The 23,292-nt window shown below is 62.0% G+C and carries 18 protein-coding genes and 1 pseudogene; 9 read left to right on the forward strand and 10 right to left on the reverse strand.

Annotated features, from left to right (window positions below; genetic code table 11):
• Positions 1-205: 205 nt before the first annotated feature.
• Complete coding sequence (locus P9875_RS28165) at positions 206-1,234, reverse strand: LacI family DNA-binding transcriptional regulator (RefSeq protein ID WP_035822781.1); 1,029 nt, start codon at positions 1,232-1,234, stop codon at positions 206-208.
• Positions 1,235-1,241: 7 nt separating this feature from the next.
• Positions 1,242-1,855: pseudogene (locus tag P9875_RS28170) on the reverse strand (glutathione S-transferase N-terminal domain-containing protein).
• A gap of 277 nt (positions 1,856-2,132) precedes the next feature.
• Between P9875_RS28170 and purB the strand changes: the two are divergent.
• The 6 genes from purB to P9875_RS28200 all read left to right on the forward strand — a co-directional run bounded on the left by purB (position 2,133) and on the right by P9875_RS28200 (position 8,335).
• Complete coding sequence (purB, locus tag P9875_RS28175; protein WP_278317235.1) at positions 2,133-3,512, forward strand: adenylosuccinate lyase; 1,380 nt, start codon at positions 2,133-2,135, stop codon at positions 3,510-3,512.
• Between the two features lie 185 nt (positions 3,513-3,697).
• A complete protein-coding gene (locus tag P9875_RS28180; protein ID WP_046684510.1) occupies positions 3,698-4,222 on the forward strand; it encodes a cytochrome b in 525 nt (174 codons plus the stop codon).
• 46 nt (positions 4,223-4,268) lie between these two features.
• On the forward strand, positions 4,269-4,823 hold the full coding sequence (locus P9875_RS28185) for a YceI family protein (protein ID WP_278317236.1): 555 nt from the start codon (positions 4,269-4,271) through the stop codon (positions 4,821-4,823).
• Between the two features lie 33 nt (positions 4,824-4,856).
• Positions 4,857-5,432 (forward strand): YceI family protein, encoded by a 576-nt coding sequence (locus tag P9875_RS28190; protein WP_099403978.1) that lies wholly within the window; start codon positions 4,857-4,859, stop codon positions 5,430-5,432.
• 173 nt (positions 5,433-5,605) lie between these two features.
• Positions 5,606-5,875, forward strand: coding sequence for a GlsB/YeaQ/YmgE family stress response membrane protein (locus tag P9875_RS28195; protein ID WP_034778894.1), 270 nt, complete (start codon positions 5,606-5,608; stop codon positions 5,873-5,875).
• 306 nt (positions 5,876-6,181) lie between these two features.
• Entirely contained in the window at positions 6,182-8,335 is a 2,154-nt protein-coding gene (locus tag P9875_RS28200) for a S46 family peptidase (protein WP_035822796.1), read from the forward strand.
• 68 nt (positions 8,336-8,403) lie between these two features.
• Here P9875_RS28200 and P9875_RS28205 read toward each other — a convergent pair whose 3' ends face one another.
• Positions 8,404-8,985 carry a hypothetical protein gene (locus P9875_RS28205; RefSeq protein ID WP_035822798.1) on the reverse strand — a complete coding sequence of 194 codons (582 nt, stop codon included), beginning with the start codon at positions 8,983-8,985 and terminating at the stop codon, positions 8,404-8,406.
• Positions 8,986-9,134: 149 nt separating this feature from the next.
• On the opposite strand from P9875_RS28205, the gene P9875_RS28210 reads away from it, so the two are divergent.
• Together P9875_RS28210 and P9875_RS28215 are read left to right on the forward strand one after the other, a co-directional pair.
• Positions 9,135-10,823, forward strand: coding sequence for a M14 family zinc carboxypeptidase (locus P9875_RS28210; protein ID WP_035822801.1), 1,689 nt, complete (start codon positions 9,135-9,137; stop codon positions 10,821-10,823).
• Between the two features lie 91 nt (positions 10,824-10,914).
• Positions 10,915-13,065 carry an FUSC family protein gene (locus P9875_RS28215; protein WP_035822803.1) on the forward strand — a complete coding sequence of 717 codons (2,151 nt, stop codon included), beginning with the start codon at positions 10,915-10,917 and terminating at the stop codon, positions 13,063-13,065.
• Between the two features lie 11 nt (positions 13,066-13,076).
• On the opposite strand, the gene P9875_RS28220 is transcribed toward P9875_RS28215, so the two are convergent.
• The 6 genes from P9875_RS28220 to P9875_RS28245 form a co-directional block, all read right to left on the reverse strand.
• Complete coding sequence (locus P9875_RS28220) at positions 13,077-15,029, reverse strand: S9 family peptidase (protein ID WP_235211755.1); 1,953 nt, start codon at positions 15,027-15,029, stop codon at positions 13,077-13,079.
• Positions 15,030-15,096: 67 nt separating this feature from the next.
• Positions 15,097-16,569 carry an amino acid permease gene (locus P9875_RS28225; RefSeq protein WP_099403982.1) on the reverse strand — a complete coding sequence of 491 codons (1,473 nt, stop codon included), beginning with the start codon at positions 16,567-16,569 and terminating at the stop codon, positions 15,097-15,099.
• 286 nt (positions 16,570-16,855) lie between these two features.
• Positions 16,856-18,286, reverse strand: coding sequence for an amino acid permease (locus P9875_RS28230; RefSeq protein ID WP_278317237.1), 1,431 nt, complete (start codon positions 18,284-18,286; stop codon positions 16,856-16,858).
• A 130-nt stretch (positions 18,287-18,416) separates the two neighbouring features.
• Positions 18,417-18,875: a RidA family protein gene (locus P9875_RS28235; RefSeq protein ID WP_034745569.1), complete on the reverse strand. Its 459-nt coding sequence runs from the start codon at positions 18,873-18,875 to the stop codon at positions 18,417-18,419.
• Between the two features lie 253 nt (positions 18,876-19,128).
• Positions 19,129-20,712, reverse strand: coding sequence for an ABC-F family ATP-binding cassette domain-containing protein (locus P9875_RS28240; RefSeq protein ID WP_278317238.1), 1,584 nt, complete (start codon positions 20,710-20,712; stop codon positions 19,129-19,131).
• A 161-nt stretch (positions 20,713-20,873) separates the two neighbouring features.
• Positions 20,874-21,986 (reverse strand): NADH:flavin oxidoreductase/NADH oxidase, encoded by a 1,113-nt coding sequence (locus P9875_RS28245; RefSeq protein ID WP_278317239.1) that lies wholly within the window; start codon positions 21,984-21,986, stop codon positions 20,874-20,876.
• Between the two features lie 161 nt (positions 21,987-22,147).
• On the opposite strand from P9875_RS28245, the gene P9875_RS28250 reads away from it, so the two are divergent.
• Positions 22,148-22,720, forward strand: coding sequence for a glycine zipper 2TM domain-containing protein (locus P9875_RS28250; RefSeq protein WP_035822816.1), 573 nt, complete (start codon positions 22,148-22,150; stop codon positions 22,718-22,720).
• Here the strand turns inward: P9875_RS28250 and P9875_RS28255 are convergent.
• Complete coding sequence (locus P9875_RS28255; protein WP_035822818.1) at positions 22,717-23,226, reverse strand: DUF1993 domain-containing protein; 510 nt, start codon at positions 23,224-23,226, stop codon at positions 22,717-22,719. The two genes, P9875_RS28250 and P9875_RS28255, sit on opposite strands and share 4 nt — an antisense overlap.
• Positions 23,227-23,292 lie beyond the last annotated feature (66 nt).

The raw sequence follows: 23,292 nt of genomic DNA on the forward strand, positions 1-23,292 counted from the left end.
AATAAGAATTTATTGCAATCGATTGCAATCGAGCACTGCAACATGGATTTTATGTTGTTTTCAAGAGAATTTTACGGGTGATACAGAGCCAAATATGCGGGATATGAGGCGAATACGACGGTTTTCATGCTGCGGCGCAGCATGGAAATATACGGATAAATTGGAATTTATTGCAATCGGTTGCAATCGACAGTCAACGCGCTCTTCAGCGGCCCGAGGCGCGTATGATCAGCTCGGTTGGCAATTGCTGCGATGGCGCAGGCGCGCCGTCGACCAGCGCCAGCAGCGAGGCCACCAGCGCGCGCCCGGCGGCGCGGATCGGCTGGCGCACGGTGGTCAGCGGAGGGTGGAAGTACGCAGCCAGTTCGATATCGTCGTAGCCGACCACGGCCACCTGTTCCGGCACGGCCACGCCGCGCGCGCGCAGGGCGCTGATGGCGCTCATGGCCAGCAAGTCGCTGCAGGCAAAGATGGCGTCGAACGGCAGCTGGCGGTCCAGCAATTCCTGCACGTCCGTCGCGCCGCCCTGCGGCAGGAAGGAGCCGGCTACGTACAGTTGCGGGTCGGGCGCCAGTCCCTGCGCGGCCAGCGCCTGCGCATAGCCCTGATGGCGCTGCGCCACTTCGGGCAGCTTGGCGTCGCCAAAGAAGGCGATGCGCCGGCGCCCCGCCGCCAGCAAGTGTTCCGTGGCCAGCCGGCCGCCGGCGATGTTATCGCCGCCGACGGTGCAATACAGCTGCTGCGGCAATTGCGCGCCCCACACGACGATGGGCACCTGGCGCGCGGCCAGCTGGTTCAGTTGTTCATGGTGGCGCCACTGGCCGATCAGGATGATGCCGATCACGCGGCCGCTGTCGAAGGACTGGGCGGCCGCATCGAGCGTTTCGGCATCCACGCGCGAGATAAGCATGTCGAAACCCTGCTCCGTCAGCGCATCGGCCAGGCTGCCCAGCATGCTCAGAAAGAAAGGATCGGACAGGTGCTGGCGCGTGGCCGCGTCATACGGCACCACCACGCCCACGGTGCGGTTCTGTTTCAGGCGCAGGTTTTGCGCGCCGATATTGATGGAATACTTGAGCGAACGGGCCAGCGCGATGACGCGCGCGCGCGTCTCTTCATTGACCAGCGAACTGCCGCTCAACGCGCGCGACACGGTCGACGTGGACACGCCAGCCAGACGCGCGATATCGGCCATCTGCAGGCGTTGCTGCGCCTTCGTATCGTTGCCGGTCATCGTGCGCTCACTGCGGCGCGGTGTCCTTGAACGACTGCCGCTCGGACAGTTTGTCGAACAAACGCGCCAGCGCCGGGTGATCCGCGCGCCAGTCGATTTCCGGGAAGCGGAAGCTGAGCCAGCCCAGGGTACAGCCCACGGCCACGTCGGCCAGGGTGTAGTTCTTGCCGGCGCAATACGCGCTTTCGCCCAGACGCGATGCCAAAGCCGCCAGGCCCAGCGTGACTTTGTCCAGCTGGCGCGCGATCCAGGCCGCGCTTTGCTGCTCGGGCGGGCGCTGCGTGCGCTCCAGGCGCACCAGCACGCCCGCGTCGAGAATGCCGTCGGCCAGCGCTTCCCAGTTCTTGATATCGGCCCGCTCGCGGCCATTGCCGCCGGCCGGCAGCAGTTTACAGACGGGCGTGAGCGTGTCGAGGTATTCGACGATGACTTTCGAATCGATGAGCGTGCTGCCATCTTCCATCACCAGGCAGGGCACTTTACCGAGGGGATTGGCCTGGGCGATGCGGGTTTCCGGCGCCCACACGTTTTCCAGCTCGAAGACATAGTCGAGCTTTTTTCCGCCAGCACGATACGGGCTTTGCGGACATACGGGCTGGCGAGGGAACCGATCAGTTTCATAGGTACTTTAAGGTAAGGGAGCAGCAAGCAGTATAGCATCGGCGACAGCGGTGTTTGGCAGCACGCGCCCGACGGTCGCTCGGGTGTGGCAGGCACGCCGCATCGGGGCCGGATTCGGCCAAAATGGGGGCCATCCGCAGCCGAGGGACGGCTGGCCAGCGGCCAGCGGTGGTAAAATCGCCCTTTACTGTGGCGCCGTCAGTGTTGCTGTATTGCAATAGCCCTGCCCTCCCCGCGCGCCACACGCCAACCGTTTCTTTAACTTGCGTCCGCTCTCATGACTTCTACTACTCCGTATTCCACGCTGTCGGCCCTGTCTCCGCTCGATGGCCGCTACGCCAGCAAGACCGATCTGCTGCGCCCGATCCTGTCCGAAGCCGGTTTCATGCACCACCGCGTGAAAGTGGAAATCTCCTGGCTGCAAGCGCTGTCGCAAGCCGGTTTCGCCGAGATCAAGCCGTTCTCGGCGGAAGCAACCGCCCTGCTCGACAAGATGGCGGCCGATTTCTCGGAAGCCGACGCGGCCCGCATCAAGGCCATCGAAGCGGTCACCAACCATGACGTCAAGGCCGTCGAGTACTGGCTGAAGGAACAAGTGGCGGACGTGCCGGAACTGGTGGCGGCGTCGGAATTCATCCATTTCGCCTGCACCTCGGAAGACATCAACAACACCTCGCACGGCATGATGCTCAAAGCCGCGCGCGATGGCGTGATGCTGCCGGCCCTGCAAGGCTTGGTGACCAGGCTGACGCAGATCGCGCACGACAACGCCGACGTGCCGATGCTGTCGCGCACACACGGCCAGACGGCCAGCCCGACCACCCTGGGCAAGGAATTTGCCAACGTCGTGGCCCGCTTGCAGCGCGCCGTGAAACGCATCGAACAAGTGGAAATCCTCGGCAAGATGAATGGCGCCGTCGGCAACTACAACGCCCACCTGTCCGCCTATCCCGGCTTCGACTGGCCGGCATTCTCGCAAGCGGTCATCGAACAGCGCCTGGGCCTGGTCTTCAATCCGTACACCATCCAGATCGAGCCGCACGACTACATGGCCGAGCTGTTCGACGCCTTCGCGCGCGCCAACACGATCCTGCTGGACCTGAACCGCGACATCTGGACGTATGTCTCGCTGGGCTACTTCAAGCAAAAGCTGAAAGCGGGCGAAATCGGTTCGTCGACCATGCCGCACAAGGTCAACCCGATCGACTTCGAAAACTCGGAAGGCAACCTGGGCCTGGCCAACGCCGTGCTGAAACACCTGTCGGAAAAACTGCCCGTCTCGCGCATGCAGCGCGACCTGACCGATTCGACCGTGCTGCGCAATATCGGCGTGGGCCTCGGTTACACCCTGCTGGCCTATGACAGCTGCCTGCGCGGCCTGAACAAGCTGGAAGTGAACCACGCGCGCCTGGCGCAAGACCTGGACGCGACCTGGGAAGTGCTGGCCGAGCCCGTACAAACCGTGATGCGCCGCTATGGCATCGAAAACCCGTACGAGCAGCTCAAAGAGCTGACGCGCGGCAAGGGCATCTCGAAAGAAGCGCTGCAAACCTTCGTCAATGGCCTGGCCATTCCGCAGGATGCCAAGGACGTGCTGTTGACCATGACGCCGGGCAACTATATCGGTATCGCCGCGCAATTGGCCAAAGCCATCTAAGCAGTTTCCACATGGGGATCCTGCTATCCCACTCCTGCGGGGCGGCCAGCACACAAATGCTGCCCGCCCCGCGGTTTTTCCGGCAATCTTTCTTGTAGAATCTGCAGCACGCAGCGCAATTTGCTTTTCTTTGGTATATTAGGCCGAATTAGTCCTAACACGTACTACTTTCAAGAAAGCCGTCGATGCAACGCTACACCACCACCGCCATCATCCTGCACTGGCTGACCGCCCTGCTGATCATCAGCGCCTTCGTCATGGGCCTGGTCATGGTCGATATTCCCGGCCTGACGCCCACCAAGCTCAAATATTTCTCGTGGCACAAATGGCTGGGCGTGACCGTGCTGGCCATCGCCGCCATCCGGCTGCTGTGGCGCAAGGCCAATGTGCCGCCGCCGCACCCGGCCAGCATGGTTGCCTGGCAAAAGAAGGCGGCCGACGCCATGCACGTGCTGCTGTACATCCTGATCTTCGCCGTGCCCGTCTCCGGCTACCTGTACACCCTGGCCGCCGGCGTGCCCGTGGTCTACCTGGGCCTGTTCCAGTTGCCCGTCATCATGGCGCCGAACCCGGAACTTAAGCCGCTCTTAAAAGAAATTCATTATGTTCTGAACATGACGATGGCCGCCGCCGTGGCCGCCCATGTGCTGGCGGCGCTGAAGCACCAGTTCATCGACCGTGACGGCGTCCTCAAGCGCATGCTGCCGTAACACCGACTTCCCCTTGCTCACTGAAAAACTACAGGAAAAAAACAAGATGAAAACCACCCAACGCCTCGTCCTCGCTTCCCTGCTGGGCCTGTCCGTGGCCGCCACCGCCGCCACCTTGCTGAAAGTCGATCCCGCCAAGACCAGCGTGTCGGCCGTGTTCAAGCAAATGAACGTGCCGGTGGAAGCGAAGTTCAAGAAATTCAATATCGCCATCGATTACAACCCGGCCACGCCGGACGCCTCGAAGGCGTCGGTGGAAATCGAGACGGCCAGCATCGATATCGGCGATCCGGAATACAACAAGGAAGTGGCCAAGAAAGAATGGTTTAACTCTGCACAGTTCCCGAAAGCCACCTTCGTCTCGAGCAGCATCAAAGCCGCCGGCGCGGGCAAGCTGACGGTTACCGGCAAGCTGAGCATCAAAGGCAAGACCACCGACGTGACCTTCCCCCTGGCGGTGAAAGCCGATGGCGGCAAATATGCCTTCGACGGCGCCCTGCCGATCAAGCGCCTGACCTATAACATCGGCGAAGGCGAGTGGAAAGACACGAGCATGGTCGCAGACGAGGTCACAATTAAATTCCACGTCGCAGCGCAATAACAACCCCACCACCTGTTCAACTATAGGATCTGCATGAAATTTTCGCACTTGATGATCGCCGTGCTGGCAACCGCCGGCGCGGGTTCGGCCATGGCCGCTACCGACACCTACAACCTCGACCCAACGCACACTTTCCCCAGCTTTGAAGCCGATCACATGGGCATGTCCGTGTGGCGCGGCAAGTTCAACAAGACCAAGGGTACGGTCACCCTGGACCGCGCCGCCAAGACGGGCAGCCTGGACCTCGTCATCGATGCCGATTCGATCGACTTCGGCCTGGACGCCATGAATACGCACGCGAAAAAAGCGGACATGTTCAACGTCGAGAAATTCCCGCAGATCACCTACAAGAGCAAGTCGCTGAAGTTCAACGGCGATCAACTGGTGGAAGTCGACGGCGAACTGACCCTGCTGGGCGTGACCAAACCCGTCAAGCTGAACGTGAGCAAGTTCAAGTGCATCATGCACCCGCGCTACAAGCGTGAAGTGTGCGGCGCCGACGCCACAGCGGAATTCAAGCGCAGCGACTTTGGCCTGAACTACGGCATGCCGGCGTTCTCGCCGGAAGTCAAGCTGGCCATCCAGGTGGAAGCCATCAAGGCCGACTAAACACGACCTTGCCGCATGACAAGCCCGCCTCGCTGCCCGCAGCCAGGCGGGCTTTTGCATGCGCCGTGCGAATCCGCTGGACTTTTCTATCGTGCGGCATCAGTATCAATTTGCCATGACGTGCAGGCCGCACCGCTCTGGCACAACCACTCATCCATCGCGCGGAGGATTACATGAATTTCATTATCTGGATCGTTATTGGCGGTGTCATCGGCTGGCTGGCCAGCATGGTCATGAAAACCAATGCACAACAGGGCATCTTTCTCAATATCGTCGTCGGCATCGTCGGCGCCTTCCTGGGCGGCTGGCTGCTGGCCCCCCTGTTCGGCACGGGCACCATCAATAGCGACAATTTCAGCCTGGCTTCGCTGCTCGTTTCGTTCCTGGGCGCCGTGATCCTGCTGGGCATCGTGAATCTTTTGCGCCGCGGCAAAATACGCTGAGCAGACAAATCGCAGCACATCAGCAAGTGGCCGGGCCGCGCAAGCGCCCGGCCATTTTTATTGCTGGCAAGACAATTGTATGGACAATACCACAGCCGCGGCACAAGAAAATGCCCGTTCGCAGCCCGCTCCTGCCCCTGCAATGCCGAAAATAGTGCAATTTCCACAAGCCACTACAAACATGCTGTCGGGAAAATGTGATTGACTAGTGCGAGTTCGATACGGATACTCTATGTCGCCCGCTGAGAAAAAACACTGGGTACACGTTGGTTCCGACTTCCCTTCATGTAAAAGACTAGAACTCGAATGAAAAAATCTTTAATCGCGCTCGCCATCCTGAGCAACTTCGCACACGCCGACGAAGGCATGTGGATGCCCCAACAGCTGCCACAAGTAGCCAAGGAACTGAAAGCGGCCGGACTGAAACTCGATCCGACCAATCTGACCAAACTGACCGAGTTCCCGATGGGCGCCATCGTCAGCCTGGGCGGTTGCTCGGCCTCGTTCGTCTCGCCGCAAGGCCTGGTTGCCACCAACCACCATTGCGTCTACAACAGCGTAGCGGTCAATTCGACCAAAGAGCGCGATTTGCTGGCCAACGGTTTCCTGGCCAAGACGTTCGCTGAAGAACTGCCGGCCTCCCCAGGCAGCCGCATCTTCGTCACCTCGGCCGTGACCAATGTCAGCGACAAGATCATCACCGCCGACGTGGCCAAGCTGCAAGGCAAGGCACGCATCGACGCGATCGAGAAAAACCAGAAGAAACTGGTCGCCGAATGCGAAAAAGAAGCCGGTTTCCGCTGCACCGTGTCGGCCTACTACGGCGGCCTGGAGTTTTACCTGATCAAGCAACTGGAAATCCGCGACGTGCGCCTGGTGCACGCGCCTCCAGCGGGCGTGGGCAAGTTCGGCGGCGACACCGACAACTGGATGTGGCCGCGCCACACGGGCGACTACGGTTTCTACCGCGCCTATGTCAGCAAAGACGGCAAAGCTGCCGACTTCAGCAAGGACAACGTGCCTTACCAGCCAAAACACGTGCTGAAACTGGCCAAGGATGGCTTGAAAGAAGGCGATTTCGTGATGGTCCTGGGCTACCCTGGCCGCACCAACCGCCACCGCCTGCCATCGGAAGTGGCGTACACGTTTGACTGGAACTACCCGGCCTTCGTGAAAGCATCGGGCGAAACCCTGGCCATCATCGCGCGCGAAACCAAGGACAACAAGGATGTTGCCCTGAAATACGCGGGTCAGGTTGCTGGCGTCAACAATTACTACAAGAACCGCCAAGGCATGCTGGACTCGTACGCCGGCAGCGATTTCCTGGCACGCAAGACGGCGGAACACGAAGCCCTGAAGACCTGGGTCAACGCCACGCCAGCACGCAAGGCCGAATTTGCCGGCGACATCGAGCAAGTGGAAAAGCTGATCGCCGAGCGCGATGCCGACACCAAGCGCGATTTCTTCCTGGGCTACGCACAGCCACGCCTGCTGAACACGGCACGCAGCCTGTACCGCCTGTCGAACGAAGGCACCAAGTCCGATACGGAACGCAAATCCGGCTACCAGACGCGCGACTTGCCACGCCTGGAAGCGGGCATCACCTCGGTCGAGCGCACCTACGATGAAAAAGTCGACAAGGCGCTGGTACTGAACAGCCTGACCAAGTACGCCGCGCAACCGGCAGCACAGCGCCGCGCCAGCTTCGACGCCGCCATCGGCATCAAGGATGGCATGTCGCCAGCCGACCTGTCCGCCGCCCTGGACAAACTGTATGCCGGCAGCAAGCTGGCCGACAAGGCCGAGCGCGCAGCATGGCTGAAACGCACGCCAGCCGAATTCCAGGCCAGCAAGGACAGCTTCATCCAGGCAGCCGTCGCCATGTATCCTGATTCGCTGAAAAACGAAGCGGAAGACGAAGAACTGGCAGGCAAGATCCAGCAAGCCTACGCCAACTACATGAAAGCCAAAATTGCCTTCATGAAGAGCAAGGGCCAAGCCGTCTATCCTGACGCCAACAGCACCCTGCGCGTCACGTTTGGCAAAGTAGCCGGCCGCGACCATGGCGCCGACGGCACCACCTGGTCCGCCTTCACCACCGTCAATGGCGTCGCCGCCAAAGCCACGGGCCAGGGCGAGTTCAATGCACCAGCCAATCAACTGGCCGCGATCAAAGCCAAGGACTTCGGTAAATTCGTCGATCCGAAGCTGAAAACCGTACCGGTCGACTACCTGGCCACCCTGGACATCACCGGCGGCAACTCCGGTTCGGCTGCCCTGAACGCCAAAGGCGAATTCATCGGCCTGGCCTTCGATGGCACCCTGGACTCGATCATTTCCGATTGGGACTACAACAAGGCCAATACCCGTTCGATCCAGGTCGACCTGCGCTACATGCTGTGGAACATGAAACACATCGACCACGCAGACAACCTGCTGAAAGAAATGGGCGCTGAATAACAAGAAGCAATAACCCGGCAACGGGCGCTTTAAGCTGAGCCACTCCTGCGGGAGTGGCTTTTTTTCGCCTAGCGTTTTACCTTGGTGAAGCGGTAAGGCACGGCTTGCTCCTCGCCAAACACTTGCGCCCGGCCACTTCCCAGCGGCAACATCACTCTGCGTCCGTCCTGCAGCAGCAAGGCCAGGTCGGCGCCGGGAAAGCGCTGCGCCAGCAGCGGATAGGCTTGCCGCGCGATGGTAGCGGCGGGAATCACGATGCGATAATCGGCCTCGCCAAAATCGAGCAGCAGTGCGGGAAGCTCATCCGGCCCCGGCAGCGCCGTGATGCGCAGGCGCGCACTCCCCTTGACGAGCTCGAAGGCTGACCACAGGGGCAAGCTGTGCTGCGTGGACCCGGTCTGCAGTTGCGGCGCATGGCCCGCCACCGCCGACGTCAGCACGACGTCAGGCCGTTCTTCCGAGACTGCCCCATCGACGGCCAGCAGCCAGCCCCGGTAGCGTATCAGCGCACCCTGCGCGCTAGCCGTGACGGAGCCGCCCTGCGCCACAGGTCCCTTTCCCGCCGGCAAGCGCAAGGGCGCCGCCTGTGCCGCCTGGCAAGCCCACCACACCAGCACCGCCATCGCCATCGCAGTCGCCATCTTGCCCATGCCACCTCCCTTGCGCGTGAAACGTATTCATAACACAAGTACGGCGACTAGCCCCTGCGGCGCCTCAAGGCGGCAGCGCCGGTGCTACAATTGGCGCCTAGCGGGCGTACTTACCCAGCGCGCCTTCCCCCTCCCAGACTCAGACCGCTATGCCACCAGACTTGCGCACGACCTACGAACTCGGTAACCACAACCAGACCACGACCTGGCTGGAATGCATCACCTTCTACAAGGATCTCGCCGCACGCTACCCGCAAGTGCTGCATTTCGAACAGATCGGCCTGTCCGACTCGGGCGTGCCCATCCACGCTGGCGTCGTCAGCGCGGACGGCGTGTTCGACCGCGAGCAGATCAAGCGCGCGGGGCGCACCGTGTTCTTCAACAACAACGGCATCCACCCGGGCGAACCGGAAGGCATCGACGCCTGCATGGCCATCGTGCGCGACCTGTGTACGCAGCCGGAACGCCTGGCGGCGTTGGGCAGCACCGTGCTGCTGTTCATTCCGATCTACAACGTCGATGGCAGCCTGAACCGCGCCAATACGTCGCGCGTGAACCAGGATGGCCCTGAGCAATTCGGTTTCCGCGGCAATAGCCGCCACCTGGACCTGAACCGCGACTTCATCAAGTGCGACAGCCTGAACGCGCAAGTGTTCAACCGCCTGCTGGCCAGCTGGGACCCGGACGTGATGGTCGACACGCATACGTCGAACGGCGCCGACTACCCGTACACGATGACCCTGATCCACACGCAGACGGATAAGCTGGGCAATGGCCTCGGCCCCTTCCTGCAAGACACCATGCTGCCGCACATCTTTGCGCACATGGAAAGCGCCGGCTGGCCCACCTGCCCGTACGTGAACCCCGTCAAGGACAGTCCCGACCACGGCATCGCCGAATTCCTTGAAGTGCCCCGTTTCTCGACCGGCTTTGCGGCTCTGCACCACGTTATCGGTTTCATGCCGGAAACGCACATGCTGAAACCGTTTGCCGACCGCTACGCTTCCATGCGCGCCCTGCTCGACATCACGATGGCGTTCACGGTGGAACACGGCGAGAAAATCCGCCAATTGCGCGCGCAAGCCAAGGCGGCCGGACGCACGCAAGCCGAGTGGCCGATCCACTGGGCCATGAACGAAGAGCAGCCGTCGACCGTCCCCTTCAAGGGCTATGCGGCGCAATACACGCCGAGTATCCTGGGCGACTACCAGCGCCTGTCCTACGACCGCTCGCAGCCGTGGGAACGCGATATCGCCTACTACAACCGCTTCGATGCGGACGTCACCGTGGCCGCCCCGAAAGCCTACATCGTGCCGCAAGCGTGGCGCGAAGTCATCGAGCGCTTGCGCTGGAACGGCGTCGAAATGAGCCGCATCACCACCGAACAGACGCTAACGGCACGCTACTACCACATCGCATCCGTCGGCACGCGCGCCACGGCCTACGAAGGCCACATGTTCCACGACATGGTCGACGTGGAAGCGCGCACGGGCCAGTTCACCGTACAGGCCGGCGATTATGTAGTGTCCCTGGAGCAGGACAACGCCCGCTACGCCGTGGAAACCCTGGAACCGCAGGCGCACGACAGCTTCTTCCGCTGGGGTTTCTTCAACAGCGTGCTGGAAAAGAAAGAAGCGTTTTCCGATTACGTGTTCGAAGACATGGCCTCCGAACTGCTGCGCGACGAACCGGCGCTGGCGGCCAAGTTTGCCGAGTGGAAAGCAGCCAATCCGGCCTTGCTGAGCAATCAGGAAGCCGTGCTCGACTTCATTTTTGCACACTGCCAGCGCTTTGCCGAGCCGGAATGGCGGCGCTATCCGGTGATCGCCCTGATGTAACTCAGGGGCTGTAGCGAATGCAACATCCTGGCGCCGCATCGGAGACCCCGGTGCGGCGCCTCTTTCTGTGCCCTGCCCACAAGGTAATCCCATGCACTACGCACTGAACCTGCGCACCTTCATTTACAGCCATTATTTTTACCTGGGCTTGCGCGTGGCCATCGGCCTGGTCGGCCTGGCCTTGCTGACCCAGGAAATCAGCGACAGCGCCACCGCCATGACGGTGTGCATCGGCGCCCTGTGCACCACCCTGATGGACATGCCCAGCCCGCTGCGCCACAAGTTCAATGAAATGCTCGCTTCCGTGCTGCTGTGCAGCGCCGTAACCTTATTGATCAGCCTGTGCGGCCCCGTGCAGTGGCTGTTGATGACGGTACTTGTCCTCGTGAGTTTCCTCGCCAGCATGATGGTGGTGTACGGCAAGAAATCCATGCCCTTGCAGCTGGCCGCCCTGTTCATCATGACCATGTCGATGGAGCATCAGATGACGTGGCAGCAATCGTTCCACCATGCGGGCCTGTTCATGCTGGGCGGCTTGATCTATCTGGCCTACGCCATGGCCATTGCCTGGGTCTTGCGCCACCGCATCAAACAGCAAGTGCTGGCCGAAGCCCTGTTCGAACTGGCCGCCTACATCGACATCAAGGCCGACTTCTACGACACGCGTTTTAATCTGACGGAACAATTCAACAAGCTGGTGCGCCACCAAAGCATCCTGGCCGACCGCCAGCAAGCGTCGCGCGACCTGATTCTGCGCAGCCACAAGAACAGCAAGGACGCCATCGTCGTGCAGGTGCACGTATGCATGCTCGATCTGTATGAACTGATCCTTTCCACGCACACGGATTACGCGCTGCTGCGCCAGCACCTGGCCGACTCCGACGTGCTGAAATCCCTGCACGACCTGGCCTACAAGGCGGCCCGCGACATCGAAGCCGTCGCCTACGCCGTCACGCGCAAGCGCGCTTCGTACGCGCAGATCATCTATGACAAGGAATGGGCCGACATCGAAGCGGAAATTGCCCGCCTTCACGCAAAAGGTGACGCTGCGCAGGAAGCGCTGGCCACCCTGCGCGCGCAGCGCAACAAGATCCGCGCGATTCTGAAAATGATCGCCGAGCTGCACCTGGCCACGCAAAAAGTCTATGCCGACGTGCCGTTCTGGAGCGGTGCGGACATGGCGCCCTTCTTGTCGCAGCAGAAATATGAGCTGACAACCCTGCTGTCGAATTTGCGCCTGGACTCGCCCGTGTTCCGCTTCGCCCTGCGCGTGTCGATGGCCATTTCCGTGGGATTGCTGATCGGCCACTGGCTGCCATATGCGGCGCACAGCTACTGGATTGTCTTGACTATCGTCATCATCCTGCGCCCCACGTTCAGCATGACGCGCCAGCGCCGCGCCGACCGCATCATCGGCACCATCATCGGCTGCGTGGTCACGGCCATCGTGATCCGCTACGTGCACAGTAATATCGTGCTGATGGCCATTTTATTTCTCTCCATCGTGGCCACGCCCACCTTCATCTATTTGCGCTACCGCTACACGGCCATCGCCGTCAGCCTGATGATCTTGCTGCAAATGCATTTGGTGGCGCCCAGCAACCCGAACCTCGTCAGCGAGCGCCTGATCGATACCCTGATCGGCGCGGCGGTGGCCACCGTGTTCAGCTTTGTACTGGCCAACTGGGAATACCAGAGCCTGCCACGCCTGGTGCGCCAGGTGTTGACTGTAAATGTGAGTTATATGCAGGCCAGCTTCGCGCTGCTGCAAGGCAAATGTTTTGATGATTTCGCCTACCGCATCGAGCGCAAACGATTGATGGACAGCCTGGCTGCGCTCAGCTCGGCGCTGGTGCGCATGCTCGATGAACCGGCCAGCAAGCAGCGCGCCGTGGAAGACATCAACCTGTTCATCGTGCAAAATTATTTATTGGTCGCCCACGTGGCGGCGCTGCGCTCCATCCTCGGGCGCCATGCCAGCCAGCTGCCCGTCGCGCCCGTCAATGCCTTGCTTGGCCACAGCCATACGCAAGTGTGTCTGACCCTGTCGCGCGCGCTGGAACAGCTCGACGACAAGGCTGCCATCAGCGCCCCGCTGGCTACCCTGCCAGCGCCGCCCGTCAGCGACGTAGCCTGGTCTGGCTGGCCGCTGGTGCAGCGGCGCATCCGCCTGTTGCAGGCGGATGCGGACAAGATTGTGATACATAGCGCGGCGATCGTGCATATTGTGGCACCGCGCTAAGCCTGCACAGCTTACTTCAGGTATTGTTCAAACCAACCGATAGTACGCTTCTGCAAGTCACGCTGGTGCTCGGGCTTGCGGAAGGAATGGCCTTCGCCATCGTAGATGAACAGGCTGGACGGCACGCCCATGGCACGCAAGCCGTGCCAGAATTCCAGCGACTGGGCGGCAGGCGTTTCCACGTCGCGCTCGCCCACGTAGATCAGGGTCGGCGTCTTGGCCGCCTTGATCGATTCGATGGGCGACGCCTTGCGGTAGACGGCCGGATTGTCATACGCGGAGGCGCCAAAGAACGGGATCATCCACTGATTGATGCCGTTCTGGCCGTAATAACTGATCCAATTCGACACGCCCGCGCCCGCCACAGCCGCCTTGAAGCGGTCGCTGTGCGTGACGCCCCACATGGTCATGAAGCCGCCATATGAATGGCCGATCAGGCCCAGGCGCTGGCCATCGACGGGCGCCACTTTTTCCACCGCGTCGATACCGGCTAGGATGTCGCGCCAGTCGCCGCCGCCAAAGTCAGCCATGTTGGCGCGCGTAAAGGCTTGGCCCTGGCCAAAGCTGCCGCGCGGATTGGGCAGGAAGACAAAATAACCTTTTTGCGTCAATTCGTGGATCAGGGTGCTCGCCGCTACATAACGGGGCGAGGCAGCCGCGCCGGGGCCGCCATGCACGTTGACGACCATCGGGTAGCGCTTGCCTGCCTCCGTCTTCAACGGTCCCAGCAGCCAGCCCTGCACCTTGTATTGCTCGTTGCTCCAGCCCACGTTCTGCACCGACAGTTGTGGCGCAAAGCCGTCATTGTCGCGCGTGATCTTTTTCAGCTGGCCCACCGGTCCCGCCACCAGGTAGCTGGCGTGCGTAAAATCTTCCTGCGCGGCGGCGGCGTGACGGCCATCGGCGCTGAACGACAAGCGGCCATCGCTGCCGCTGCTGCTCAGTTCACCGAGCATCACAGGTTGGCTGGGGCCGGTCTGCGCATCGACGGGCACCAGCGCCAGCTGCGAATCGATCAGGGCCGTCGCCAGCAAGCCGGCGCCGCGCCAGACGACGCCATTGAAGGTGCCGCGGTAGTCTTGTGTGAGATTGCGCGGCGTGCCGCCAGCCAGCGGCACCGTGTAGATATCGCCGCCGATGGAGCCGAAATCGCTCATCAGGCCGCCGATGAAGACCACCGTCTTGCCGTCCGGCGAGACCGAGGGCAGGTTCAGCTGCATGGCCGGCGACGCGATCACGCGCAGGGCGCCCGTGGCCGCATCGATATGGCTGAGCTTGGCGACCCACCAGTTGCTATCGCCATTGCCCTGCGCGCTGGTGGCAACAAAGCCGCGGCCATCGGGCGTCCAGCTGTATTCATACACATAGGTGTCGCCTGGTGACAGCAGACGCGGCTCGCCGCCGCTGACCGGCACGACGGCGATACGCTGGGCATCGTCTTCGCTGCCCACTTCGCCCACCTGGCGCGCGCCCGCCTCGACGGCGCCGGCCAGCTTGCGCGCGCCCACCGTCGCCAGCAGGGCCAGCTGCTTGCCGTCCGGCGACCAGCGCGCCGTGCTGGCTACGCCCTTGATACTGGTCAACATCCGCACCGGCGCCTGCGACAGGGTGGCCAGATATAGCTGCGCCGTGCCCGCCTTGGCGTCATAGCCGATGAAGGCCAGTTGCCTGCCGTCCGGCGACCAGCTGGGCTTGTCGTAGGAACACACGGCACACGGATCGAATTGCTGCACGATGGCGCCGTTGGCGGCGTCGCGCACGACGATCACCGCATGCGGGCGCTGCGGCAGTGGCTGTTCCACCCTGCTCGACTCGATGGCGGCGATGCGCTGGCCATTGGCCGACAAGGCCACGGCGCGGTAATCGCGCAATGCTGGCTCGGATGCAGACGCGGCCTGCGCCAGGGTGGCCAGGAGGCTGCTTGCCAGCAAGCCGCAAGCGGCCAGATCAGTTATTTTCATCATGTAAATTCCGGTTAGAAATAAAAAAAACCGCCGGCAAGCGCGGCGGTTTCGGATGGAACAGACTGCATTAGCGGGCCTTCTTGCCCAGATGCGAATGCCGCATGCTGTACAGGAAGTAAATGGCCACCGTCACCGCCATCCACACACTGAACACGACAAACGTCGTATGCGGCAAATCGCGCATGATGTACAGGCAAGCCAGAATGCTCAGACCCGGAATCACGTACGGGCCGAACGGCACGCTGAAGCCTTCGATGCGGTTCGCGCCCTGCTTGTGGCGCAGCACGGGCACGGCGATCGAGACGACCATGAAGGCCGTCAGGGTACCGATGCTGACCATGTCCCACAGGTAAGTCGCATCGACGGAACCGGCCACCACGGCCACCACCAGGCAGACGATGATGGTATTGCTGACCGGCACCAGAGTGCGCGGGTGGATCTTCTGGAACGATTTCGGGATCAAACCATCACGGCTGACGGCAAACAGGATGCGCGTCTGGCCGTAGATCGTCACCAGGGTCACGCTGAAGACGGAAATGACGGCGCCGGCCGACAGCACCAGCGCGGGCCAGGTCTTGCCCGTGACGTTTTGCAGGATCACCGCCAGGCCCGCTTCCTGGCCTTCGAACAATTTCGCCTGTTGCGCGCCGAGGGCGGCCACGGCCACCAGCAAATAAAACACGGTGACGATGAGCAAGGCGCCGAGGATGCCGCGCGGCACATTGCGCGTGGGATTTTTCACTTCGTCGCCCGCCGTCGCCACCGTATCGAGGCCGATGAAGGAGAAGAAGACGGTGCCGGCCGCGGCCGTGACGCCCGTCATGCCGGCAAAGCCCTTGCTGTTGTCGGTATTGAAGAAGGGGAAGAAATTGTCGGCGTTAAAACCGGAAAACGCGATGACGATGAAAAACACGAGGATCGCCAGCTTGATGATGACCATGATGGCGTTCATCAGGGCCGATTCCTTGGCGCCACGCAACAGCAGGAAGCCGCACATGCAGATCAAAAAGATCGGCGGCAGGTTGATGTGGCCGGCATGAAACTCCATGCCATGCGGGCCAGAAACGATCATCGGCGTGCGCAGCATCTCCGGGATGTGCCAGCCAAACGCGTTTTCCAGGAAGTTGTTCAAGTAGGACGACCAGCCGATGGCCACGGCACTGCCCGCCAAGCCGTATTCGAGCAGCAGACAGGCGGCCATGATGAAGGCAAGAAACTCGCCCACGGTGGCGTAGGCAAACGAATACGAGGAGCCGGAAGCGGGTATGCGGAACGACAATTCCGCATAGCACAAGGCCGTCAGGCCGGCCGTGATGGCGGCGATCAGGAAAGACAGGACGACCGAAGGACCCGCCTTGGGGACGGCTTCGACCATGGTAAAGAAAATGCCCGTGCCGATGGTGGCGCCGACGCCGATCATGGTGAGGGAAAACAGGCCGATGGACCGGCTCAAGCCACTGCTGCTGAGGCCTTCACCATATTCGACCGTGGTATCGATCGGCTTGGTGCGGCAAATTTTCTGGACCAGGGTTTGGCTCACTAATATTCCTTTATGAGGCACACATATTCGTATGACGGGTAAAAACAAATAACGCTCCGGCCCTACCTGGCAAAAAACCGGAAAGATCGCGTCCATTCTCAAAACTAAGCGATTATAGGGCTTTCATCGGCTCAGCTAAACAGAACTTTGATGTAAGGAAACAACGACTGGCGTGCGCCGCTAAACCCGCAAGAGTGCTGCTGAAGAAAAAATTGCTTCCATGAAAGAAAAAGCGCGCCGCTGCAGGGGCAGGGGCGCGCTTCTGGCTCAGCTCAGTTCAGCTGAATTACTTCTTGCCGTGTGGCGCATCGGCCGGCGGCCAGCCCGCTTCGTAGCCTTGCGGCACGTCGTCGCGGCGCGCTTTCGGCGCCAGGCCCAGCGCGTAGTACAGCACCGTCAGCAGGATCAGCCAGGCCGGTCCCACCATCAGGGCGATGCGCGTATCGGGGAAATACGCCATCAGGCCGATCACCAGCGCCAGGAAGGCCAGCGAAATCCAGGAACCATACGGCGCGAACGGCATGCGGAAGGCCAGGTTCTTGATTTCCAGCGGCGTCAAGGTCTTGCGGAACTGAATCTGCGTGACGAGGATCACGCCCCAGGTCCAGACGGCGCCGAAGGTGGAGATCGAGGTGACCCAGATAAACACTTTTTCCGGCACCAGGTAGTTCAGCAGCACGCCCAGCAGCAGCGCGAAGACGGACACGAGGATGGCGCGGCGCGGCACGCCGCTGGCCGTGGTTTCCGCGAACGCTTTCGGCGCCTGGCCTTGCAGCGCCAGGTTGTACAGCATGCGGCCCGTGCTGAAGATGCCGCCATTACACGACGACAGGGCCGCCGTCAGCACGACGAAGTTGATGATGCCGGCGGCCGTCTTGATGCCCAGGCGTTCGAACGTCATGACGAAGGGGCTGCCGGTGGTGCCGATTTCATTCCATGGGTAGATCGACAGGATCACGAACAGTGCGCCGACATAGAAAATCAGGATGCGCCAGAACACGGAATTGATGGCGTCGGGAATCGATTTCTTCGGGTTGGCCGCTTCACCGGCCGTCAAGCCGATCATTTCCACGCCCAGGTAGGCAAACATCACCATCTGCAGCGACATCAGCACGCCCTGCGCGCCATTCGGGAAGAAGCCGCCATGCGTCCACAGGTTCGAGATGCCGATGGCCACGCCGTCGTTGCCGAGACCGAAGATGATCATGCCCGTGCCGCCGATGATCATCAGGATGATGGTGACCACCTTGATCAGGGCGAACCAGAATTCGAACTCGCCGTAGGCTTTCACGGCCAGCAGGTTGATGGCGCCCATGGAACCGAGGGCCGCCAGGGCCCAGATCCAGCGCGGCACGTCGGGGAACCAGATGCCCATGTAGATGGCGACGGCGGTAATTTCCGCCACGCACGTGACCAGCCACAGGAACCAGTAGTTCCAGCCCGTCAGATAGCCTTGCAGGGGACCCAGGTAATCCTGGGCATAGCGGCTGAAGGAACCGGCCACGGGATTGTGCACGGCCATTTCGCCCAGCGCGCGCATGATCATGAAGATGACCGCGCCACCGATGATGTACGACAGCATGATGCCGGGGCCGGCCATCTTGATCGCGTTGCCGGAACCCAAAAACAGGCCCACGCCAATCGCGGCGCCCAGCGCCATCAGGCGGATCTGCCGCTCGCCCAGGCCGCGGTGCAAGCCTTGTTCACTCGTTTTCATTACGTGTCTCCGTTTTTTTCTTGAATACACCGATCCCTCCACCCCAATGGCGGTTCCGCTCTTGCTGGAATGGAGGAAAAGGCTGGCCGGCGGCTGAGCGCCGGCATGCTCATGTGGTCAGGCTACTGCGTCAGGCCAGTTCGGCGATCAGCTCGATCTCGACGCAAGCGCCCAGCGGGATTTGCGCCACGCCGAAGGCGGAGCGGGCGTGCTTGCCGCTGTCGCCGAAGACTTCGACGAACAGTTCCGAGGCGCCATTGGTCACCAGGTGCTGTTCCGTGAATTCGGAGGTGGAATTGACCAGACTCATGACCTTGACGATGCGCTTGACCTTGTTCAAGTCGCCGCCGCACGCGTCTTGCAGGGTGGCGATCAGTTCGATGGCGATGCCGCGCGCGGCGATCTTGCCTTCTTCCGTGGTGACGTCCTTGCCCAGCTGGCCAACCCAGACCTTGCCATCCTTCTTGGCCAGGTGGCCGGACAGGAAGACGGTGTTGCCCGTGCGGGCATGCATCACGTAGGCGGCAGCTGGCGCGGCAACGACTGGCAGTTCGATGTTGAGGGCTTTGAGTTTTTCGTAAAACGACATGCTATTTCTCCAAGAAAACAATATAAGCGAAACCAAAATTCATGCACGGCAGGGCACGCAGGATGACGCCCTGGCAGCGCGGTAGTGACCGACAACAGTGCCAGATTAAACGTCATCATATTGGTGAACCAGCAGTTTTAGTTCACAAATAGGCCCGGTTATTCAGTGGATTATACCGACAATCAAACAAAATTCAGCATCGGTTCATGAAGCATGCTCTACAGGCATCGAGCGTGACTTTTTCATTAAATTGTCACTTGTGCAATGTCAAGCCCTCGGGGTCAAGGTTTATCGCCTCCAGAAATGCCTGGTCGTGCGAAACCACAAGTAGCGCGCCCCGATATTGCAGCAGCATCTGCTCCAGCGCCTGCAGGCTGGCCAGGTCCAGATGATTGTCGGGTTCATCTAACAGCAGCAGTTGCGGCGGCGCCTGCGCATACAGTTCGGCCGCCAGCGCCACCTTCATGCGCTCGCCACCGCTGAGCAAACGGCTGGGCATGGTGGCGCGCGCGCCGGCAATGCCCAGCAGCGCCAGCCGCGTGCGCAGCTCGCCTTCCGGCAGCAGGCTGTTGCGTGCCTGCAAGCGCTGCACGGCGCTCCACTCGCCGTCTTGCAGTCCAGCATGCTGGTCCAGCCACGCCATCCGCGCATGGCACAGTAGCTCGCCGCTGGCGGGCGCCAGCTGGCCGGCGATCACGCGCAGCAAGGTCGACTTGCCACTGCCATTATTGCCCGTCACGGCCAGGCGGCGCGCGCCGCTGATGACCAGGTTCACAGGCTGCACCTGGCCATAGGGCAAGACCAGATCGCGCAGCTCCAGGATCAGCTTGCCGTTCGGCACGGCACTGTCGGGCGCCAGCAGCAGCCGTTCAGCCTCGGGCGCGCAGCGGGCGCTGGCCTCCATCACCCTTTGCTGGCGCGCCTGCTGCGCCTCTTGCGCGCGCAGGCGCAGCTTGCCCTGGCTATCCTGGCTTTTCTCCTTGCGCGCGTCGAGCAGCAGCTTGCTTTGATTGCCTTCGCGGCCATCCTTTTCACCACGTACCACCCGTTTCTGCTGGCGTTCGGCCTGCTGCTGCGCTTCGCGCTGTTCGCGTCTGGCGCCGGCCTTTTCCGCCTGCAGGGCCGCCGCAAAACCGGCCTGCTCCAGCGCGCGCTGCTGCGCATACATGGCGTAATTGCCGCCATAGCTGCGCAAGCCTTGCGGCGACAGCTCGGCGATGTCATCGACGTGCTCGAGCAAGCCGCGGTCATGGCTGACCAGCAGCAAGCCGCCCGGCCAGCGCGCCATCTGCGCCACCAAACGGGCGCGCTGCTGCGCATCGAGATGGTTGCTCGGTTCATCGAGCACCAGCCAGTCCGCCTGCGACAGCCAGGCCCCTTGCAGGGCGATGCGCTGGCGTTCGCCGCCGCTCAGGCTGGCAGTGCGCGTAGCGGCATTGACATGGCGCAAATCGAGCGCATCGAGCGCCTGGCGCAAACGGGCGTGGGCATCCCAGCGATCTCCCACGAGCGCGTAATCGGCTTCATCGATACTGCCCTCGGCGATGCGCGCCAGCGCGGCCAGCAAGTCCTGCATGCCAGCAAGGGCCGCCACGGTGGGATAGCGCTGCGGATCGAGTTCCTGCGCCACGTAATGCACGCTGCCGTCACAGCGCACGGCACCGGAAGACGGCTGCGCCTGGCCCGCCAGCAGGCGTGCCAGCACGCTCTTGCCCACGCCGTTATCTCCGACGAGGCCGATACGTTGCGGGGCAAAGACAAATTGCAGATCGGAAAACAGGGTGCGGCCATCGGGCAGCACAAAGGAAAGACGGTCGAGTTGTAGTAATGCGGGCATGGATACTCCTGGTACGTGCAGACAGGGCTGGCGAACCCGCACGGCGCAAAGGCGCTGTGGCGGGATGGGCGAGGCCGTGCACAGCACGGCAGTATCAATGGCGCATGTCGAAGCGTCCTGGAGAAATGGGAAAGAAGCGTCAGTGTAGCAGAGCAGGCTTGTCAGCGCTGGCCCAGGGTCGTGTCGCCGAACAGGTTCTTGAATTCGCGCGGCTGCGAGCGCCAGTACTGCGGCGGCGCCTGCACTTGCGCGCCCAGCTGGGCCGCCGCATGCCAGGGCCAGCGCGGGTCGAACAGGATGGCGCGCGCCAGCGCCACCATGTCGGACTGGCCGTTGGCGATGATGTCTTGCGCCTGCTGCGCTTCCGTGATCAAGCCCACGCTAATCGTAGGCAAGCCGCTGTCGCGCTTGATGCGTTCGGCAAACGCCACCTGGTAGCCTGGGCCCACGGGGATTTGCTGCTGCGGCGAAATACCGCCGCTGGAGACGTGGATGAAGTCGGCGCCCAACTGCTTGAGTTCCTGCGCGAAACGCACGCTTTGCTCGATGTCCCAGCCACCCTCGACCCAGTCGGTGGCGGAAATGCGCACGCCCACGGCCACCGTGGCTGGCACGGTGGCGCGCACGGCTGCAACCACTTCCAGCGGAAAGCGCATGCGGTTTTCCAGGCTGCCGCCATATGCATCCATGCGCTGGTTGGATAGCGGCGACAAAAACTGGTGCAGCAGATAACCGTGCGCCGCATGCAGTTCGATGCCTTCGATGCCGAGCGCATGCACGCGCTGCGCGGCCGCCACAAAGGCGCCCTTGATCTGCAGCAAACCCATTTCATCGAGGGCGATCGGCACGGTTTCGCCGGGCGCATGCGCGATGGCGGACGGCGCCACCGTTTGCCAGCCGCCTTCGGCCAGGTGCACGCAGGCACCGCCCTGCCATGGCGCGCGGCTCGACGCCTTGCGCCCCGCGTGGCCCAGTTGCACCACCAGCGGAATCGGAGAATGGCGGCGGATGGCCTGCACCACCTTGGCCAGCGCCGTTTGATTCGCATCCGACCACAAGCCCAGGTCTTCGGCCGAGATGCGTCCCTCGGGCGAGACGGCCGTCGCCTCCGTCATCAGCAAGCCCGCGCCGGACAGGGCCAGGTGACCCAGGTGGATCATGTGCCAGTCGGTGGCGTTGCCGTTGTCGGCCGAGTACTGGCACATGGGCGCGATGGCGATGCGGTTGGCCACCTGCAAGGGGCCAAGGGCATATGGCGTGAATAGCTGGCTCATGGCGGACTTTCGGAAAAGGGGAAGCACCGATTCTACTGTGCTTTGCAAAGCGCGGCTTACACCTGCTTACGTTTGATACAGCGCAAGGGCTAGCCTTGGGCCGGCGCAGCCGCTAATCTGGACACATCAATAACACCCGCAGCACCACCCCAGGAGAACACATGAACACGACGACTACCGCCAGCCGCATCCACCCTTTGATGGCAGGCGCCGCCATTTCCGTGACGGTCCTGTGCCTGGTGGGCGCGGCGTCCATCGCCGGCATCCTGCCCAATTCGCGGGCGAACGTGCCGGCCACGCCAGCCATCCCTGCCGACGTGGCCGCCATGACGCCGGCCAGCGCCGCTGCCTTGGCCGCTCCCGTGACTGCACCGGTGGCCGCGCCTGTCGTCGCGCAAGCCGCCCCGGCACCGGCACCGGCACCGGCGCCCGTCGTGCACAAGCGCGTCGTGCGCCACACGCAAGTGGCGCAAGCGCGTCCTGCCTACAATGACAACAACGACGGCTACCGCGACACGGCCTACCGCGAACCCGTGCGCCAGCAGCCAGTGCCTGCGCCGGCACCGGCACAACCGAACTACGTGGGCATAGGCACGGGCGCCGTCATCGGCGGCTTGATCGGCAATCAGGTCGGTGGCGGCCGCGGCAAGGCGCTGGCGACGGTGGCCGGCGTGATCGGCGGCGGCATGCTGGGCAATGCGGTGCAGAACCAGGTGCAACAGCCACAACGTTAATCGTACGGTCCCAGATAGTCGAGCTTGCCCACGGCCACGCCATTGTTTCTCAAAATGGCGTGGACCATGGAGACGTGGAAATAGAAGTTCGGCAAGGCAAAGCTGAGCAGGTAATCGTCGCCCGAGAATGTTGTCCCCTCGTCCGTCCAGTTCAGCACGACTTCCTTCTGCGCGCTGCCCGCCATCTGGCCCGCATTCACGCTGTCGATGTAGGCGATGGTATTGGCGATGCGTTCCTGCAGCTGCTCGAACGATGCTTCGTTATCCTCGAACTTCGGCGACGGCACGCCGCTCAGGCGCTCGACCGACATCTTCGACGTATCGCTGGCGCGCTGCACCTGCGCCGTCAAGTCCAGCATGTCGGGCGCCAGCTGCGCGCCCAGTAAAATCTCGGGCACGATGCCATCTTCCTCCACATGGGCTTGCGCTTTTTCCAGCAGGGCCGAGACGACCCGCAAGCCGCGGATGAAGACGGGAATGGTTGCCTGATACATGGACACGGACATGGCGGACTCCTGATAGTGAACGATGAATCAGTGTACCCGAGGCGCCGCCTGCGGGTACGCACACAA

The organism is Janthinobacterium rivuli (assembly GCF_029690045.1).
GTDB classification, from domain to species: Bacteria; Pseudomonadota; Gammaproteobacteria; order Burkholderiales; family Burkholderiaceae_D; genus Janthinobacterium; species Janthinobacterium rivuli.